Annotated in this window: 17 protein-coding genes and 2 pseudogenes; 11 read left to right on the forward strand and 8 right to left on the reverse strand. The window is 62.9% G+C overall.

Annotation, left to right across the window (positions count from 1 at the left end):
- Positions 1 to 1,129: 1,129 nt before the first annotated feature.
- On the reverse strand, positions 1,130 to 1,318 hold the full coding sequence (locus P6U29_RS31360; protein ID WP_407114207.1) for a hypothetical protein: 189 nt from the start codon (positions 1,316 to 1,318) through the stop codon (positions 1,130 to 1,132).
- Positions 1,319 to 1,814: 496 nt separating this feature from the next.
- Between P6U29_RS31360 and P6U29_RS31365 the strand changes: the two genes are divergently transcribed.
- The 4 genes and pseudogenes from P6U29_RS31365 to P6U29_RS31380 all read left to right on the forward strand — a co-directional run.
- Positions 1,815 to 1,991, forward strand: a complete 177-nt coding sequence (locus P6U29_RS31365) for a hypothetical protein (RefSeq protein ID WP_407114208.1) — start codon at positions 1,815 to 1,817, stop codon at positions 1,989 to 1,991.
- 268 nt (positions 1,992 to 2,259) lie between these two features.
- Entirely contained in the window at positions 2,260 to 2,655 is a 396-nt protein-coding gene (locus tag P6U29_RS31370) for an NYN domain-containing protein (protein ID WP_407114209.1), read from the forward strand.
- Positions 2,562 to 2,870: an NYN domain-containing protein gene (locus P6U29_RS31375; protein ID WP_407114210.1), complete on the forward strand. Its 309-nt coding sequence runs from the start codon at positions 2,562 to 2,564 to the stop codon at positions 2,868 to 2,870. Before P6U29_RS31370 ends, P6U29_RS31375 begins: the two co-directional genes overlap by 94 nt.
- 372 nt (positions 2,871 to 3,242) lie before the next feature.
- Positions 3,243 to 3,683 (forward strand): annotated as a pseudogene (locus P6U29_RS31380) (sigma-54-dependent Fis family transcriptional regulator); the annotation flags it as partial.
- A 284-nt stretch (positions 3,684 to 3,967) separates the two neighbouring features.
- Here the strand turns inward: P6U29_RS31380 and P6U29_RS31385 are convergent.
- The gene (locus tag P6U29_RS31385) at positions 3,968 to 4,165 is read right to left on the reverse strand and encodes a hypothetical protein (RefSeq protein ID WP_407114211.1); all 198 of its coding nucleotides are present in this window, start codon (positions 4,163 to 4,165) and stop codon (positions 3,968 to 3,970) included.
- Positions 4,166 to 4,618: 453 nt separating this feature from the next.
- Here P6U29_RS31385 and P6U29_RS31390 point away from each other — a divergent pair, with 453 nt between their 5' ends.
- Complete coding sequence (locus P6U29_RS31390; RefSeq protein ID WP_407114212.1) at positions 4,619 to 5,266, forward strand: ATP-binding protein; 648 nt, start codon at positions 4,619 to 4,621, stop codon at positions 5,264 to 5,266.
- 6 nt (positions 5,267 to 5,272) lie between these two features.
- On the opposite strand, the pseudogene P6U29_RS31395 reads toward P6U29_RS31390, so the two are convergent.
- The 3 genes and pseudogenes from P6U29_RS31395 to P6U29_RS31405 form a co-directional block, all read right to left on the reverse strand.
- Positions 5,273 to 6,257 (reverse strand): annotated as a pseudogene (locus tag P6U29_RS31395) (peptidyl-alpha-hydroxyglycine alpha-amidating lyase family protein).
- A 39-nt stretch (positions 6,258 to 6,296) separates the two neighbouring features.
- Positions 6,297 to 6,968, reverse strand: a complete 672-nt coding sequence (locus tag P6U29_RS31400; RefSeq protein ID WP_407114213.1) for a 4-carboxy-4-hydroxy-2-oxoadipate aldolase/oxaloacetate decarboxylase — start codon at positions 6,966 to 6,968, stop codon at positions 6,297 to 6,299.
- 96 nt (positions 6,969 to 7,064) lie between these two features.
- A complete protein-coding gene (locus P6U29_RS31405; protein WP_407114214.1) occupies positions 7,065 to 8,051 on the reverse strand; it encodes a LysR substrate-binding domain-containing protein in 987 nt (328 codons plus the stop codon).
- Positions 8,052 to 8,236: 185 nt separating this feature from the next.
- Here P6U29_RS31405 and P6U29_RS31410 point away from each other — a divergent pair, with 185 nt between their 5' ends.
- From P6U29_RS31410 to P6U29_RS31435, 6 genes are read left to right on the forward strand one after another with little or no spacing between them, the layout of a single operon-like run.
- The gene (locus tag P6U29_RS31410; protein WP_407114215.1) at positions 8,237 to 8,995 is read left to right on the forward strand and encodes an SDR family oxidoreductase; all 759 of its coding nucleotides are present in this window, start codon (positions 8,237 to 8,239) and stop codon (positions 8,993 to 8,995) included.
- A 47-nt stretch (positions 8,996 to 9,042) separates the two neighbouring features.
- Positions 9,043 to 9,501, forward strand: coding sequence for an acetyl-CoA carboxylase biotin carboxyl carrier protein (locus P6U29_RS31415; protein ID WP_407114216.1), 459 nt, complete (start codon positions 9,043 to 9,045; stop codon positions 9,499 to 9,501).
- The gene (gene accC / locus P6U29_RS31420) at positions 9,501 to 10,856 is read left to right on the forward strand and encodes an acetyl-CoA carboxylase biotin carboxylase subunit (RefSeq protein ID WP_407114217.1); all 1,356 of its coding nucleotides are present in this window, start codon (positions 9,501 to 9,503) and stop codon (positions 10,854 to 10,856) included. The genes P6U29_RS31415 and accC overlap by 1 nt, the downstream gene beginning before the upstream one ends.
- The gene (gene pxpB, locus P6U29_RS31425) at positions 10,853 to 11,515 is read left to right on the forward strand and encodes a 5-oxoprolinase subunit PxpB (RefSeq protein ID WP_407114218.1); all 663 of its coding nucleotides are present in this window, start codon (positions 10,853 to 10,855) and stop codon (positions 11,513 to 11,515) included. The genes accC and pxpB (P6U29_RS31425) overlap by 4 nt, the downstream gene beginning before the upstream one ends.
- On the forward strand, positions 11,512 to 12,489 hold the full coding sequence (locus tag P6U29_RS31430) for a biotin-dependent carboxyltransferase family protein (protein ID WP_407114219.1): 978 nt from the start codon (positions 11,512 to 11,514) through the stop codon (positions 12,487 to 12,489). Before pxpB (P6U29_RS31425) ends, P6U29_RS31430 begins: the two co-directional genes overlap by 4 nt.
- Positions 12,480 to 12,887: an acetyl-CoA carboxylase biotin carboxyl carrier protein gene (locus P6U29_RS31435; RefSeq protein WP_407114220.1), complete on the forward strand. Its 408-nt coding sequence runs from the start codon at positions 12,480 to 12,482 to the stop codon at positions 12,885 to 12,887. Before P6U29_RS31430 ends, P6U29_RS31435 begins: the two co-directional genes overlap by 10 nt.
- On the opposite strand, the gene P6U29_RS31440 is transcribed toward P6U29_RS31435, so the two are convergent.
- The 3 genes from P6U29_RS31440 to pxpB (P6U29_RS31450) are packed head-to-tail and all read right to left on the reverse strand — an operon-like array spanning position 12,880 to position 15,352.
- On the reverse strand, positions 12,880 to 13,647 hold the full coding sequence (locus P6U29_RS31440; RefSeq protein ID WP_407114221.1) for a LamB/YcsF family protein: 768 nt from the start codon (positions 13,645 to 13,647) through the stop codon (positions 12,880 to 12,882). The genes P6U29_RS31435 and P6U29_RS31440 overlap by 8 nt on opposite strands.
- Before the next feature lie 35 nt (positions 13,648 to 13,682).
- Positions 13,683 to 14,660 carry a biotin-dependent carboxyltransferase family protein gene (locus P6U29_RS31445; protein ID WP_407114222.1) on the reverse strand — a complete coding sequence of 326 codons (978 nt, stop codon included), beginning with the start codon at positions 14,658 to 14,660 and terminating at the stop codon, positions 13,683 to 13,685.
- The gene (gene pxpB, locus P6U29_RS31450; RefSeq protein WP_407114223.1) at positions 14,657 to 15,352 is read right to left on the reverse strand and encodes a 5-oxoprolinase subunit PxpB; all 696 of its coding nucleotides are present in this window, start codon (positions 15,350 to 15,352) and stop codon (positions 14,657 to 14,659) included. The genes P6U29_RS31445 and pxpB (P6U29_RS31450) overlap by 4 nt, the downstream gene beginning before the upstream one ends.
- Between the last annotated feature and the right edge of the window lie 40 nt (positions 15,353 to 15,392).

Here is a 15,392-nt window from a genome sequence, read left to right on the forward strand (position 1 = left end):
AGATAGTCTCGCGTATTGGAAATGCCGCGCTAGTGGTTGACATTCCTTCACGCCGCATGAGCCCCGAAGCGCAACGACAGCGGCCCCTGATCTAGCCTCGCTCCGCGCTCGTGGGAATTTCAAGGTTCGTGCAGGAAGTCAAGCGACCATCATCGACCAAGACACGCGGCCCAGATCTGGTCGGGGGTGCGCCCATCGAATCGCGACCGCCCTTGCCACCTCGCGTGCGCACTATTTGCCCTCGGCACTTTGCGGCGTTTGCGCAGCCCGTGTTGCTCGCGCCGCGTAGGCCGGCTCCGAAGCGATAACGACACAGACAATCATCATCAACCCGACTTTGATCGAAAGCCCGCTGTGGCATAATTGCGCGAATCCACCTTCTCTTCGAAAGGTTACCGGATGACTTTGCATCCGCCGCTCCCATCCGCATTTCTAGGAACGCAACGCCTAGCCGGCCGGCACCAATACCCGTCACCCACAGTACGTTGACCTGGGTTAATCCCCGGCTGAGCCTGTGGCCTTTGGACCCCTCTAAAATGCACCTTTTGTAAAGTCTGTGAACGAGGCCGACGGGACCGTTAGCAAGGACGCACCCATGGGGCCATGCCAGCTCTCGCAGCTCTGGTTGGCGGTTGCCGGGAGATTGGCGCCGTCGATGAAGCGCTCGAACTTGTTCGGCCTGTCATTCGGGCATGAACTTGAAACCCGAACCCGACTTCCTGCGACGATCGCGCTCGATCAATTCTCCAGCAACTCGCGGCGATCGGTTTCGGTCATCCTGTAGTCTGCCATGCAGCGATCATCAGAGACGCAAGAATAAGCAACAGGATCACGTAAAGCAGAAGTTGAGAGATCAAGTCACCATCGCGCTCAAACATTATATCTCCCATCCGCGTTGCCCCTGTCCGGGGTTGGCCGGCACACTGACTTTGCCAGCGCTTTGGGCGCTTTTGCTCGACCAACACTGTACGAAACGAACGAATAATCTCCTTTCTTACCTGAGTGTGTCGTCGCGGCCTCACATGGGCGTCGTGTCGGCTTCACATTTGAGCGTTCTGTTTCATCGATTAATTCAACGAGACGCACGTTCGCACCTAATCCTCCATTTGGCCGGCTTCTCCAGCTTATTTCAGCACTTCCAGCCGAAGGCGTCGACCTCTTCGTCCGGAAACTTCTCGGCCTCCAGGTCCAACATGTACCTCGCCTCTTCTAACTGCCCGATGATAAGGACGTAGTCTTCGAACGTGCTCGCCGCGCTGATGTGCTTCTCGATCAGCTGCCGCAGCTCGTGCCTGAACTGATATTTGCTGACGGTCATTCGTCTCCTCCGCGCCTGCCTGCGCTGGATCTGGTTCTGAGCCTTCCCCTGCACGCCAACATCCCTGACTACAACTCTGAACTGATGGGACTCTTACGCAGCCTTCGACGAAGGCGGTAGGACGGCCTGTTCAAGTGCTTGTGCTTGGAACTATGGAGCGGGAGCGTTCAGATATCATCGCTAGACTCAAGAAGGCCATCAAATCGTCAGCCGAGGTCGTCAACGGATTCGATATCACGGAAGACGCGGACTTCGTTCTATACGTTACCGCCACTGACCTGCCACTGCATTTTCATCCAGCGGCAGTTAGAGTCTTGGGGTTTTGTGCAGGTGACCGACTCAGGCGAGAAACGAAATTGTTCGTTCGTTACGTACTGTATCTGACGTAGCACGGTCCGCGGGACTAAGGTATTTGTCGCTGGAGTCCGACCCTAGCGTCGTATGGTGAAGTCATCCCTTGCTGTTCGGAAGGTGACGCTGGTCCGATGGTCCTAACATGAAAGACAGCAATAGCAGCCACCCTGGAATATCGGAGATGACGGATGACCAACGCGAATTGAGGCGCTGCAAGCAAGAGATTGCGCGTCTCAAAAAGCTGGTTGTGGAGCTTTCCGAAATTGTCTTGCGCAACGTCGTAAAGAGCGACGAGGGGGACAATCGAAACGCCCGCTGAGTCTCTGAGCGACGCCGAAGTACTGCGCCGTTTCCCAGCAGCGTGGCTTCCCGCCTTGGGGAGCACGGGAGCGGCCCTGCCCCTATGCTCCATGAGGCGGGGCTCTTAAGTTTTAGTTGGAAGCGTAGGATAGGCCAGGAGACACATTGATGACGGGCTGGACTGATCAAGCGCGCGTCTTGGCAGCGATTGCTTCTGATCTTGCCGTGGCGCGCTCATTTCAACCATTTTTTTTGGATGGATCACACGCGGCCTAGGCGAATGAGTGGTGGGAGCGGCTAAACGCCAATGTCATCATTCGACAAAATGGCGCTCTTTATCGACGGCGCCAACCTTCACCGCAACCTGCAAGGCGCTTGGCTTCGACATTGACTACAGGCGCTTGCTCGGGGAGTTTAAGAGCCGCGGCACGGTGCTGCGCGCGTTCTATTGCACGACGATTATTGAGGAACAGGAATGTTCGTCAATCAGGCCGCTCACCGATTGGCTCAGGTATAACGGCTACACGGTTGTCACCAAGTTGACCAAGGGATTCATCGACGCCAGCGGTCGCCGCGCGGTCAAGGCAACATGGATCTCGAGCTGGCGGTCGACGCCATGGAGCTTGCCGAGCATATCGACCAGATGGTCCTGTGCTCGGGCGAGGGCGATTTCCGCTCCCTGATCGAGGCCGTGCAGCGGCGCGGGCGTGCGGGTGACTGTCGCGTCCACGATCGCGAGCCAGACGCCAATGATGGCCGACGAACTTCGAGGCAGGCGGACGAATTTATCGACCTGGCACAGTTGAAGCTGAAGCTGGGTCGCAATCCGTCCGATCGGTTAGACCCACGTCAGGACGAGCGCCGGGGCTCGAAAATCGGAGTGCCAGAGAGTCTCTGAACGCCCCGCGGACTAACAAGCCGGGCGGAAAACGTTGCATAGTAGCGCGCGGTTTGGCACCCGGCTCGCCGATCCGTCTTTGTATCGATCTCGTTAAGCCGTTTATGCCGTGTCATTCGGCGTGCAATTTTGGGACGCCGATTGATACTCCAATAGAAGTGGTGCTCCGGGCGCACCGCACGGTGCAGATTTGAGCTTGACCGGCGGCCGGTCCTCAGCAACCATACGTAGATTGACTGAGGAATCACTGCCTAGTGGCGTCGGGGTGGTGCTGAAAGATAAGCTCGGCGTCACCATGACAATGCAAAGCATATTGTGACGTTTCATAGACTCGCGTCGTGGACGACGCGAACAGATGTATAGGATAATCGCATGCGGCTTCTTATTGTCGGCACCTTGAAGGGCCAGCTCACGACAGCCACCAAGATCGCCATCGACAATGGCGCGACCGTTACCCAGACCGAGGATCATGAACTGGCGATGCGGGTTTTGCGCGGCGACAAGGGCGCCGACCTGCTCTTGGTCGACGTCGGGCTCGATATTCGCGAGCTCGTATTGCGGCTGGAAGCCGAGCACATTTACGTGCCGATCGTCGCCTGCGGCATCACCAACGACGCCCGCGCCGCAGCCGCGGCGATCCGTGCCGGCGCCAAGGAATATATCCCGCTGCCGGCGGAACCGGAACTGATCGCAGCGATTTTCGTAACAGTGGCAGACGAGGCCCGCGACTTTGTCTACCGGGACGACGAGATGGCGCGGGGAATCATGCTCGCCCAGCAGATTGCCGCCTCCAGTGATGCGAGTGAAACTATCCTATCCTAATGCTTCGGGGCCTTCATGCGATGGAAGGCACCGGTGACACCATGACGATGGTCGGTTTACCGCACCGTTGGTACCCGGGGGATAGCGCCGGTCGCAATGTCTTTCACATCGTGCTGTCCGCGGGCGGAGCTTGATCGGATGCGTACGTCCCAAACAGCGTCGATGTCTGTGGACACGGCTTTCGCCGTCGCAGGCGGCTATGGCTCGCTCGATATCGTCGGCAATCAGCAATCCCGGAATCGAGGCCAATTGCCAATTGACGAAGAGCGTCCTGGTCAGCGCTGATCTACGCCAATCTCGTCGTGGTCGGCAGCGGCTCCGCCCTCGTCTGGTCGCGCTGAGCCGCATCGATGCTGCGCCTCGCGTCCTGCGGGGTCTCGCGGCTCGGCTACAGCCTCGCGCATCACGCGCCTCTTCGGCTTCGTCCTCCGGGCATGATAGCCTTCGCCTTCGCTCTTGAAGAAGTCGAGCACGTCTTCATCGATGCGAATGGAAAATGGCCTTCTTCGTCGCCGGGATCACCAGCACCGCACCGGAGCAATCGTCGTTCCGGCCACAGAGCAGATAGCAGCAGACCTCTTCAGCTTCGCCAAGGTCCCCACGGTTAACGAGTGACGCACATTTGCTCTGTATTGAAGTCTAACATCGGCGTACGTGCTGTTTTCAGGCCACGGCTTTGAGTCGTGACGGCAATAGGCCCACGGCAGCAGTACTCCGTGCCCTCGCCTGCACCCAGCGGCTCGCCCCCTATCACCCTCCTAGAGCCGGGCCTGCTGAGGGGCGTACCGGGGGGAAGTCGCCTTGCCGCCTCCAGGCGGGTTCGCATATGTGAGCCAAAAATTGTGCACAGGGTTGCAACGCTTCCTCCTCACTCTCTCTCGCGCGCGTCCGTAGAGTTCCTGGTCCGATTCGAGGGCGGGGCCATCATGACCATTAAGGGCGTGACCGACGAAGACTCGAAGGCGGTGCTGGCTGAGAACCTCACGCCCTCCGACACGATCAAGACCCCAGAACGGCTGTTTGGAAGAGAAAAGAACCTCCGCACGATTGACCGCGCACTCAGTTCTCCAGGTCGTCAGATATTCATCTACGGGGACCGGGGCGTAGGTAAGACCTCCCTGGCCCTCACCTCCGCATATCTCCACTCCGCAACTCGAAGTCCTCCCATCCACGTGACGTGGGGCCGGACGAGCGGCTTCGCGCAAGTGATGCAAGCCATAGGAAACGCACTCATTCCTGTGGAGGACCGCGTTGAGAAACCGGGAGGTGGAGGAGGATTTAACCTCACTCTACCCGGTCTAGGTGGCGTGGGAGTTACGCGGCACAAACTTCTCGAAGATCATCTACGTGGCCAGCAGCAGGCGATCAGTAACGCGGTATTTGCTACTTTGAGCGCATCGATTGCTCAAGATCACGAGTTGCAGGGTTGGCTCGGGAGAGGTGCGTACCGGCGCGGGAGTCGTGGCACGATTTCCGGTAGGAGGCAGGACATCGTCCGAACGTTACCCAAGTGGAGCAATGATCGATCTGAGGCTCTGCGCGTTGAAAATTCAGCGCGCTATATGGGATTGTGAAACGGTCTAGCGCGGAACGTCGGCCACCTGCTCCAGCTTCTGCAGGCAACGCGAAGTGCGGACCACGGCCGGCATCTCCTCGTCCGGGAAGTTCGTCTTCCAGTCGGTGACGCCGACCTCGCCAACATACATGTCGCCTCTGGAGTCTAGCGCGATCCCATGCGGCGCGAGGAACTTGCCGCTCGCAAGACCGGGGCCATCCTCGCCGCCGAGCCGCGCGATGCGCTTGCCCTTGGCGTCCACGATCGACAGCCGCGGGCCGAGATTGGGCACCTTGCGGTTGACCGGCATGGCGGGACCGAGTTCGCCGATGACGAAGGTCGGGTTCTTAGCCCGCCGCAGCGGCACAGCGCACACGGCCGGTGGAGGTTATTCCACTGCGCCTCCTATTTGCCGTTGCCGTCGAACACCTGCACGCGATGGTTCTCGCGGTCGGCGACATAGACCCAGCCATCGGCATCAGCGACGATATTGTGCACGACGTTGAACTGGCCAGGATCGGTGCCGGGCGCGCCCCAGCTCTTGATCAGCTTGCCGTCAGGCGTGAATTTGTGGATGCGGGCGTTGCCGTAGCCGTCGCAGACATAGATCTCGCCCTTCGGCGACAAAGCCGTGTGGGTGCAGCGATGGAAGGGATCGCCGCTCATGAACGGCGCGAGCTTTTCGGGGACACCGATGATCAGCAGCACCCTGCCGTCCGTCGTGCATTTTCGCGCGGTGTGGTCGCCGTCGTGGTGCAGTAGAGATTGTCGTCGGCATCGATATGCAGGCCGTGGGCGCGGGAGAACAGCCCCTCGCCCCAGCTGCGCAGGAAATTGCCGTCGCGGTCGAACACCACCATCGGATGGGCGACGCGGTTGAAGACGTAGATGCGGTCCTTGCTGTCGACCGCGACGGAGGCGACGTCGGTGAGCTGCCAGCCATCCGGCAATTTCGCCCAGTTATCGACGACGCGGTAGCAATGCTCCCCAGAGCCGAGAATGGCTGACACCTGATCTCCCATCACCGCGTCCGTGCAACGGCTGTCCGCTCAGGCGAAGGTGCAGCCCTTGGATTCGAGCACCTTGCCGATGCCGGAGAGCTCGAGAATGTCGCCGCCGGCCTTGAGGGCCTTCATCACGCCGGCTTCCTTGTCCTCGCGCGCCGCCGACTTGGCGCAGACATCGGGGATGTTCTCCTTCGGCACGATTACGACGCCATCGTCATCGGCGCTCACGATGTCGCCGGGGCGGACGGCGATCCCGCCGATGACGATCGGCTGGTTGATAGTGCTGAGGGTCTCCTTGACGGTGCCCTTCATGCACAGGCCGTAGGAGAAGACGTTGAAGCCGGTGGCGCGCACCGCCAGGCCGTCACGAACGCCGGCATCGGTGACCAGGCCGACGATGCCCTTGGAGACGCAAGCGGTCGCCAGCACCTCGCCGAAGCCGCCCTGCTCGGGATGATCGCCTGCGCTGACCACGAGCACATCGCCCGGCTTGGCCAGCGAGATCGCCGCGATCAGCATCATGTTGTCGCCCGGATGGCAGCTCACGGTGAACGCCGGTCCGCAGGCGCGCATGCCGGAATAGATCGGCTTGATGCGGGAGGTCAGGGCGCCCGATCGCCCCTGTGCCTCGTGCAGGGTGGACGGAGGAAACTGCTTGATGCGCTCGACAAGCTCAGCGGCGGGCCGGTCGAATGTCCTGATCACATGCACCATGATAACCTCCTTGCAGTGGCGATCTCCGTTACACCTCCATAACCAACCGCCTTGGGGCAGCAAATTCAGATTTTAGGATTGCCGCATCGCGTTTCGTTATGGCTCGTCCTTCGAAACGTCCAGGGGCGAGGCCGGGCCACCCGCGGCCATGGCAGCCGAGCCGAGCTGGACATCGAACGGTCCCCAGCTCTTGACGATGATATCGAGCAGGATCTTGTAGACGGCGAACGCGGCGTCGGACAGCGCAGCGTTATCGGAAATGCATAGCGACATCTGTTGCGACGCCGACGGCGCATTGATCCGTCTAATGCAGAGTTGGTCGAGATTGGGCAACTCCCTTGCTATCGACATGGGCAGCACTGCCGCGCCGACTCCGGCGGCGATCGCCGAAGAGAGGATCGATTGAGAATGGATCTCGGCGACGATGCGCGGGCGCAGTCCCGCCTCCGCGCAGACTCGCTCGACCGTCTGTCGCAGGAAGGACTCCCGATATGGAAGAAGCAGGTCGAATTGCGCGACCTCCGCCGCCGAAACGTCCTCCGAAGGCTTCTGCTCCGGATACATGCTGCGGGGCGCGACAAGATAGAAGTATTCGCGCATCAGCGGCTTGTAATCGAGACCGGTCACCGGGCGCTCGCCGTAAAGGACCGCCATATCCATGCTCCCCTTCAGCATCATCTCGCTGAGCATCACCCCGGAGCTGTCGTAGATGTGAGGCACGATGCCGGGATAGCGTTCTCGTATCTGCGTGAGCAACGGGATAGCCAGCAATGCCGCCGAGCTGAGCGGGGCCAGACCGATCGTGACATTGCCGGTCAGCTCCGGCTTGTTGTCCAGAATGGTGCGCCTGGCCTCTTCGATCTGCCGCTGGATCGACTTGGCATAGCGGTAGAGGATTCGTCCGGCCTCGGTGGGCTTGACCCCGCGGGCGCTGCGGTCGAGCAGCTTGCACTTGAAATCCGCCTCCAGGCTCGCAATGTGCTGGCTCAGCGCCGGCTGCGCAACATTCAGCACCTTTGCCGCGCTCGTCATGCTGCCGAGGTCCACGACCTTGATGAAGGCCTCCAAACGTTTCGTATCCAATACGGCGTCTCCGGATATCCAGTCAGGCAGCAGTGCAGCAGCAATAGGCTGAAGCTATGGGATCAGAAGGAATCGTTCTTACCACCGGGAACCTGAGGGGCCTATAGCTAGTGCTGAACTCGTCCGCCGCCCGCGTTGCAGCGACGCCACCAGCGGGTTGGACGCTAGCAGAGGAGCCCTCGCGGATGGGATTTTCGGACTATCGTACGGCCCTGGTGACGGGCGCATCCTCCGGAATAGGGGCTGCCACGGTTCGCCGCCTGAGTGCGGAAGGGCTCGAAGTCTACGCCGTGGCCCGCGACGCCACTCGCCTGAGCGGCCTGTCGGCAGAAACTGGTTGCCGCCCCTGCGCCGTCGACATCAGCGACCTCGACGCGCTTGCCGCATTGACGAAGTCGGCCGAGTTCGACGTCCTGGTCAACAATGCCGGCCAGTCCCGGCGCGGCAATATCCTGAACACGACGCCCGAGGATGTCGACGCCCTCATCGACGTCAATTTGCGCGCGGTGCTGCATCTGACGCGGCTGGTCGTGCCGGGCATGGTGCGCCGCGACCGCGGCCATGTCGTCAACATCTCCTCGATCGCCGGCCATTACGCATTCGGCGGCGGCAACACCGTCTATCATGCCACGAAAGCGGGCATTCACTCCCTGTCGCAGCAATTGCGGGTCGATCTCTACGGGACCAGGGTTCGCGTCACCGAGATATCGCCGGCCCGCGTCGAGACCGAGGTGTTCGGCCGGCTGCTCGGTGACCTCGCCGAAGCCAAGCGCCGCTTCTTCGACGACTATGATGCGCTTCAGCCCGAGGACATTGCCAATTCGATCGCGTTCGCGGTTGGATCGCCGGCCCGCATGAATGTCGCCTTCATGGAAGTCCTGCCGACCCAGCAGGTCGTCGGCGGCCTCAATTTTGCACAGAAGAGCAGGCCGCCGGCGGAGTGACGCATGAACGCACCGAACTCGGCGGGCCGTCAGCGCGGAGCGTGACTGTGGACCTTTCCAAGATTGAACAGCTCGTGGATCTCGTTGCACGCTCCTCGATCGCGGAGCTGGACCTGACACAGGACGGGACCCGTATCCGCATCCTCAAGCGTGCGTCGGCAGGAGCGCCTGCGGTCCCGGCACAGCCTGCAAACCGGGTCGAGGTCGAGGCCCCTGCTCTCCATCACCCGGAACGCCCAGCTGCCGAGGCTGCCGTCGACATCGTCGTGCCCGCACCGATGCATGGCATCTTCTACCGGGCTGCGGCGCCGGACGAACCGCCGCTGGTCGAGGTCGGCGCGCGGATCGAGGCCGGGCAGAAGATCTGCATCATCGAGGCGATGAAGACCTTCATCGACATCGCCGCCGAGGCGCCCGGCATCGTGCTCGCGGTCCTCGCGGAGAACGGTGAGGAGATCGCGGCGGGTCAAGCCCTGTTCCGGATCGGTCCTGCGGGTTCATCCTGATGTTCGACAAGGTCCTGATCGCCAATCGCGGCGAGATCGCGCTTCGCATCCAGCGCGCCTGTCGGGCGATGGGTCTCGAGACGGTCGTCATTCACTCGGTGGCGGACCGCGACGCGCGCTATGTCGCGCTCGCCGATGAGGCACTCTGCATCGGGCCGGCGCCGGCGAGCGGCACCTATCTCAACGTTGCGGCGATCCTGCTCGCAGCCGAGGCCAGCGGCGCCCAGGCGATCCACCCGGGTTACGGCTTCCTCTCGGAGAGTGCGGAGTTCGCCGATCGGGTCGCGCGCGCCGGCCTGACCTTCATCGGCCCTCCGGCGGACTGTATCCGGACCATGGGCGACAAGGTCGCGGCCAAGCGCGCGATGCGGCTGGCGGGCGTGCCTTGCGTGCCCGGGCCGGACAGCGCCCTGCCGGATGAACCGGCCGAGGTGCGCGCGATCGCGCGGGACATCGGATATCCCGTCATCATCAAGGCCGCCGGCGGCGGCGGCGGACGCGGCATGCGGATCGTGCGCAGCGAGGCCGCGCTGGACGAGGCGCTGGCGCTGACCCGCGCGGAAGCCAGCAAGGCCTTCAGGAACGCTGCGGTCTATATCGAGAAATTCCTCGAAAAACCCCGCCATATCGAGATCCAGGTGCTGTGCGACCAGCACGACAACCATCTCTGGCTCGGCGACCGCGACTGCTCGCTCCAGCGCAGGAATCAGAAGGTGGTCGAAGAAGCTCCCGCGCCCGGCATCGATCGCGCGCTGATCGAGCGGGTGGGCGCAAGCTGCGTCGAGGCCTGCCGGCGGATCGGCTATCGCGGCGCCGGCACGTTCGAATTCCTCTACGAGGACGGGCAGTTCTTCTTCATCGAGATGAACACGCGCGTCCAGGTGGAGCATCCCGTCACCGAGATGACGGCAGGCATCGACATCGTCAAGGCGCAGATCCGGATCGCGAAAGGCGAGCCCTTGGGGATCGCGCAAGGCGACATCGCCCGTATCGGCCATGCCATTGAATTCCGCATCAATGCCGAGGACCCCGCCAGTTTCGCGCCGTCGCCCGGCACGGTGACGCGCTGGGATGTTCCCGGCGGCATCGGCATCCGCGTCGATTCGCATATCACCGCCGGCGCCACCGTTCCCCGGCACTATGACTCGCTGATCGGCAAACTGATTGCCCACGGCGGCACCCGCGAGGAAGCGATGGCGCGTGCGCGCGTCGCCTTGTCCGAGCTGTGCGCCGAAGGCATCAGAACCAATGTCCCGTTGCATCAGGCGATCCTCGCCGATCCCGCGTTCTGCCGTGGCGGCTACGACATCCACCATCTCGAACACTGGATGAATACGAAGGCAGCCGCGCCATGACGACGCCGGACCGGCCGCAGATCAGCCTGCTCGGGACATCGGCCGTTCTGTTCGAGGCGCCCGGCGCATTCGACCTGCCGCACCAGCGGCGCATCTGGGCGCTGGCGGCCACTGCGTCGAAATGGCCGGGAATCCGCGAGGTCATTCCCGGCATCACCAATTTGATGCTGACTTTCGAGACCCCTCCTCGCGAGCTCGACACCCTGACCGCCGATCTCAACGACGGTTGGGACGCGGCGGAAGGCCTCGCAATCGGCGGCCGCGAGATCAGGCTACCTGTCACCTATGGCGGCGAGATCGGATCGTCGCTTCAGTCCGTCGCCGATCATTGCGGCCTGTCCGTCGACGACGTGGTCTCGATCCATGCCGCGCCGCTCTATACCGTGTTCGCGCTCGGCAGTCATCCCGGCTATTGCTACCTCGGCGGCATGGACCCGCGTATCACCATGCCGCGCCGGCAGACGCCGCTGCAACGCTCCGCGGGCGGCTCGGTGTCGATCGGCGGATCGCAGACCGGTGTCTCCGCGTCGCCCGGCCCTAGCGGCTGGCACGCCATCGGGCATACGAGCTGGACCTTCTTCGATCCATCCTGGCTGACACCTGCCGCGCTCGCACCGGGCGACACGATCCGCTTCGAGATTGAACGGGTGATCCGGTGATCGAGATCCTGTCTGTCACAGGGCCCACCAGCGTCCAGGATCTCGGTCGCTTCGACCAGTATCGCTTCGGGGTCGGCACGTCTGGTGCCATGGACGACGTCGCCTTGCGTGCCGGCAACATCCTGCTCGGAAATGACGAGAACGCTGCCGCCATCGAGATTCCGATGCTGCCGTTCAAGCTTCGTTTCGACCGCGACATGGCCTTTGCGCTCACGGGCGCCGATGTCGAGGCCGACATCGCGGGACGCGCGATTCCGCCATGGTGGCGCGCGCACGCCCGTGCCGGCGATATTCTCGCCATCAAGGCGATGCCCCGCGGCGCACGACTCTATCTGACATTCGGGGGCGGCATCGAGGTACCCATGGTGCTGGGATCGCGCAGCACGCAGTTTCGTGGCGAATTCGGCGGCTTGCACGGACGGCCACTTCAGGTGGGCGACATGCTGCCCTGCGCCGCATCGACCGCGACCATTGGGCAGCTGGGAGTCGAGCCGGCTGAGATCACGCTGGCGCGGCCGAACGCCGTCGCGGACGAAACCACCGTCAGGGTCGTGATTGCCGGCGAGTATGACCAGTTCGACGCCGCCACGCAGGCGCTGTTCTGGTCCAGCAGCTGGAAGGTCACGCCGCAGAGCAACCGTTATGGCTACCGCTTGCAAGGCGCTACCGTGAAGCCGAAGGCGCCGATCGAGAAGCGCTCGCACGGCATCGTCCCCGGGGTCATCCAGATTCCGCCGAACGGACAGCCGATCATCCAGATGCGCGACGCGCAGACGTCCGGCGGCTACCCGAAGATCGCAACCGTGATCCGGGCCGATCTGTGGCGCGTCGGGCAGGCGCGGCTGGGCAGCAAGCTGCGGTTCGAACAAACTGCTTACGCCGATGCGCTGGCAGCCGAAGCCGAGATATCGGCCTATCTCGATCGGCTGAGGACTATTGTTCGCCTTGTCGAGGAGACCAGAACATGCCGATAGAGCTGACCGACATCGCGCGTCTGGCGCAGATCCTCGAAAGGTCCGGCGCCGACACAATCGAGATCGAGGAGCCCGGCCAGTCCCTGAAGCTCGTCGTCGACACGGGTCCGCGAATGGCTGTGTCATCGACGCTGGCCGCCCCGGCTGTAGACCATTCCGTCATCGCCAAAGCCGACGTCGCAGGGCATTTCCTTGCGGCTCATCCCTGGCGGGAAAAGCCGTTCGTCGCACAGGGTCAGCGCATCGAGGCCGGCGCGATCGTCGGCCTCGTCAAGATCGGGCTCTTGTATGCGCCCATCCTGGCGCCGGCCGCCGGTATCGTCGATGCCGTGATCGCGGAGACCGGCGCAACGGTCGGCTACGGCACACCGGTCGTGCGCATTCGCCGGCTCAGTTGAGCAGGACGGTTGCGGGCGTGACCTCGCCACCGCCCTGCTCGATCACGCGGCGCACCGTGCAGGCGAGGTTGACCGATCCGGGCGTGTCGCTGTGGATCAAGATCGAGCGCGCCTCGACCTTGATCGACTTGCCCTCGATGGTCTGCACCGTCCCACTGTCCAGAAAACGCTTGACCCGTTCGGCCACTGCCTCGGTCGAGGTGATGACGGAGTGGGGAAGCTTGCGGGACACCAGATGGCCGCGCTCGTCATAGGCGCGGTCAGCCAGGAACAGCGTGAGGATGCGCAGGCCCACCTTGCGCGCGGCGCGCACGATCTCGGCGTTAGGCTGCGAGAACACGATGAAATCGCGATTGATGGTCGCGATCGCACGGGCGACGACATCGGCCATGTCGGGGTCGGCATTGACCATGTTGCCCATTGCGGCGTGGAAGCTGACATGGGTCACGCGATGGCCTGCATTGGCCGCGATCGCCTGCAAGGCGCCGATCTGGTAGACCATGTGCTTCTCGAGCTCGGCGGCGTCCATCTCGATCACGCGGCGGCCAAATCCGAGAAGATCGGGCAGGCCCGGATGGGCGCCGACCTCGACCCCCTTCTGCTTCGCCAGGCGAACCATGCGATCCATGATGATGGGATCGCCGGCGTGGAAACCGCACGCCACGTTGGCCGACGAGATGATATCCATCAGCGCCTCGTCGTCGCAGATGCGATAATTGCCGAAGCCTTCGCCCATATCCGAATTGATGCCGATTTTCATGTTCGTACCCTGCTCTTGTTGTTGTCGACGTCCACTCAAAGCGCTCGATAGAGATCCGCGGTTGCACGCAACCTCGCGAGATAGTCGTTGACAGGAGCCATGGCCGAGACCGCGTCCTGGTAGCTCACCTCAGTGAAGGCGACGACCGATCCCGGTGCCGCCTGGCCGAGGCGCCAGAGATCAGCCTGGATCACGGCCGCCATCTTCGGATAGCCACCGGCCGTATTGGCGTCGCTCATCTGGATGATCGGCTCGCCGGCCGGCGGCACCTGCACGACGCCAGCCACGACGCCATGCGAGCGCATCTCGACCGGCGCGTCCAATATCAGCTTGCCGCCGGCGAGGCGGTAGCCGCCCCGATCGCTCTGGGCGCTGATCTTCCATCGCGTCGACCAGAACGTCGCCTGCATCGCCTCGGAAAACAGGTCGTACTCGCCGGCCCGCATGACGCGTATCCGCAGCACGCGGCCATCCGCTGGAGCGGCGCCTGGGATCGCGACATCCGGCGGCACGGCACCGAAGTCGAAGCGGCCCTCGCTGCTGCGCGACGAACTCCCGATCGGCACGATGTCGCCCGCCTGCAAGGTACGGCCCTCGAACCCGCCGAAGCCGCCGCGTACATGCGTGCTGCGCGAGCCCAGCACGCGCGGAACATCGATACCGCCGCCGAACGTCGTGTAGACCCGCGCACCACGCCGCGGCGCGGTGATCGCGAGAACGTCGCCCGCCTTCGCCCGCGTGCACCACCACGGCCGAACGGCCGAACCGGCCAGTGTCGCGTCATGATCAGCGCCGGTGAGGGCAAACGCGGTGTCGGCCGAAAATCGCAGGCGGAACGGAAAGGTCTGGATCTCGATACCAGCCGCACCATCGTCATTGCCGAGCAGGGCATTGCCGGCGGCGAGCGCGACGGGATCCATTGCTCCCGAGGTGCTCACGCCGAAACGGCGCGCGCCGTGGCGGCCCAGGTCCTGGATGGTATTGAAGGCGGGGCTGGTCAGTATCTCGATCACAGCTCGATCCGGTCGATTCTGAATTTGACACGGTCGCCCGGAAGCATGAGCGAGGGTTGTTCGGAGCTCGGATCGAACATGGCGAGCGAGGCCCAGCCGATGGCATTCCATCCATTCGGGCTTGTCAGCGCCGCCACCCCGGTCTGCATTCCGCCGATCGTCACCGAGCCTGCGCGCATGTTGAGCGACGGCACCGATTTGCGCGGCATGTAGATGCGCGGATCGAGGCCGTAGAGGTAGCCGAACCCCGGCGAACTCGCGACCGCACAGACGGTGTATTCGCCTTCGCTGTGAATCCTGATCACGTCGCGTTCGGACAGTCCAGCGCGTCTCGCGACCGCCGGCAGGTCGAAGCCGAGTTTCCCGCCATAGATCACGGGAATTTCGATCAGCTTGCCGTCGGCCTTGCGGCTCGGCAAGCGAAGCCACAGTTCGACGATCGAAGCGCTGAGCATGCCAATATCCGCCGGTGGCTGCTCGAATACGAGCATCACATTGGTGACGCCAATGACGGCCTCCTGGACGTTGGGCCAGGTGGAAACCGCATCCGCAAGGGCCCAGATGCGGCCCTGCTGCACCAGGTCGAAATCGCCCGGCGCCTCGACCAGCATTGCAAGCGTGCCGATCAGGCTGATCTTCGGGCTTTTTTCGATCGTGCCGACAAAGGGAGCGTTTGGCTGATTGATCGACAAAAGGGCCTCGCTGGTCGAACGCCCGTGGCGCCACCACCCC

Source organism: Bradyrhizobium sp. LMG 9283, from assembly GCF_045571415.1.
In the GTDB taxonomy this organism is placed as follows: Bacteria; Pseudomonadota; Alphaproteobacteria; order Rhizobiales; family Xanthobacteraceae; genus Bradyrhizobium.

Excerpts from the sequence above, each read along its gene's own strand:
- P6U29_RS31360 (WP_407114207.1), bottom strand. The coding sequence starts at position 1,318 with ATGACCGTCAGCAAATATCAGTTCAGGCACGAGCTGCGGCAGCTGATC.
- P6U29_RS31365 (WP_407114208.1), top strand. The coding sequence starts at position 1,815 with ATGAAAGACAGCAATAGCAGCCACCCTGGAATATCGGAGATGACGGAT.
- P6U29_RS31375 (WP_407114210.1), top strand. The coding sequence starts at position 2,562 with ATGGATCTCGAGCTGGCGGTCGACGCCATGGAGCTTGCCGAGCATATC.
- P6U29_RS31390 (WP_407114212.1), top strand. The coding sequence starts at position 4,619 with ATGACCATTAAGGGCGTGACCGACGAAGACTCGAAGGCGGTGCTGGCT.
- P6U29_RS31400 (WP_407114213.1), bottom strand. The coding sequence starts at position 6,968 with ATGGTGCATGTGATCAGGACATTCGACCGGCCCGCCGCTGAGCTTGTC.
- P6U29_RS31410 (WP_407114215.1), top strand. The coding sequence starts at position 8,237 with ATGGGATTTTCGGACTATCGTACGGCCCTGGTGACGGGCGCATCCTCC.
- accC (WP_407114217.1), top strand. The coding sequence starts at position 9,501 with ATGTTCGACAAGGTCCTGATCGCCAATCGCGGCGAGATCGCGCTTCGC.
- pxpB (WP_407114218.1), top strand. The coding sequence starts at position 10,853 with ATGACGACGCCGGACCGGCCGCAGATCAGCCTGCTCGGGACATCGGCC.
- P6U29_RS31435 (WP_407114220.1), top strand. The coding sequence starts at position 12,480 with ATGCCGATAGAGCTGACCGACATCGCGCGTCTGGCGCAGATCCTCGAA.
- P6U29_RS31440 (WP_407114221.1), bottom strand. The coding sequence starts at position 13,647 with ATGAAAATCGGCATCAATTCGGATATGGGCGAAGGCTTCGGCAATTAT.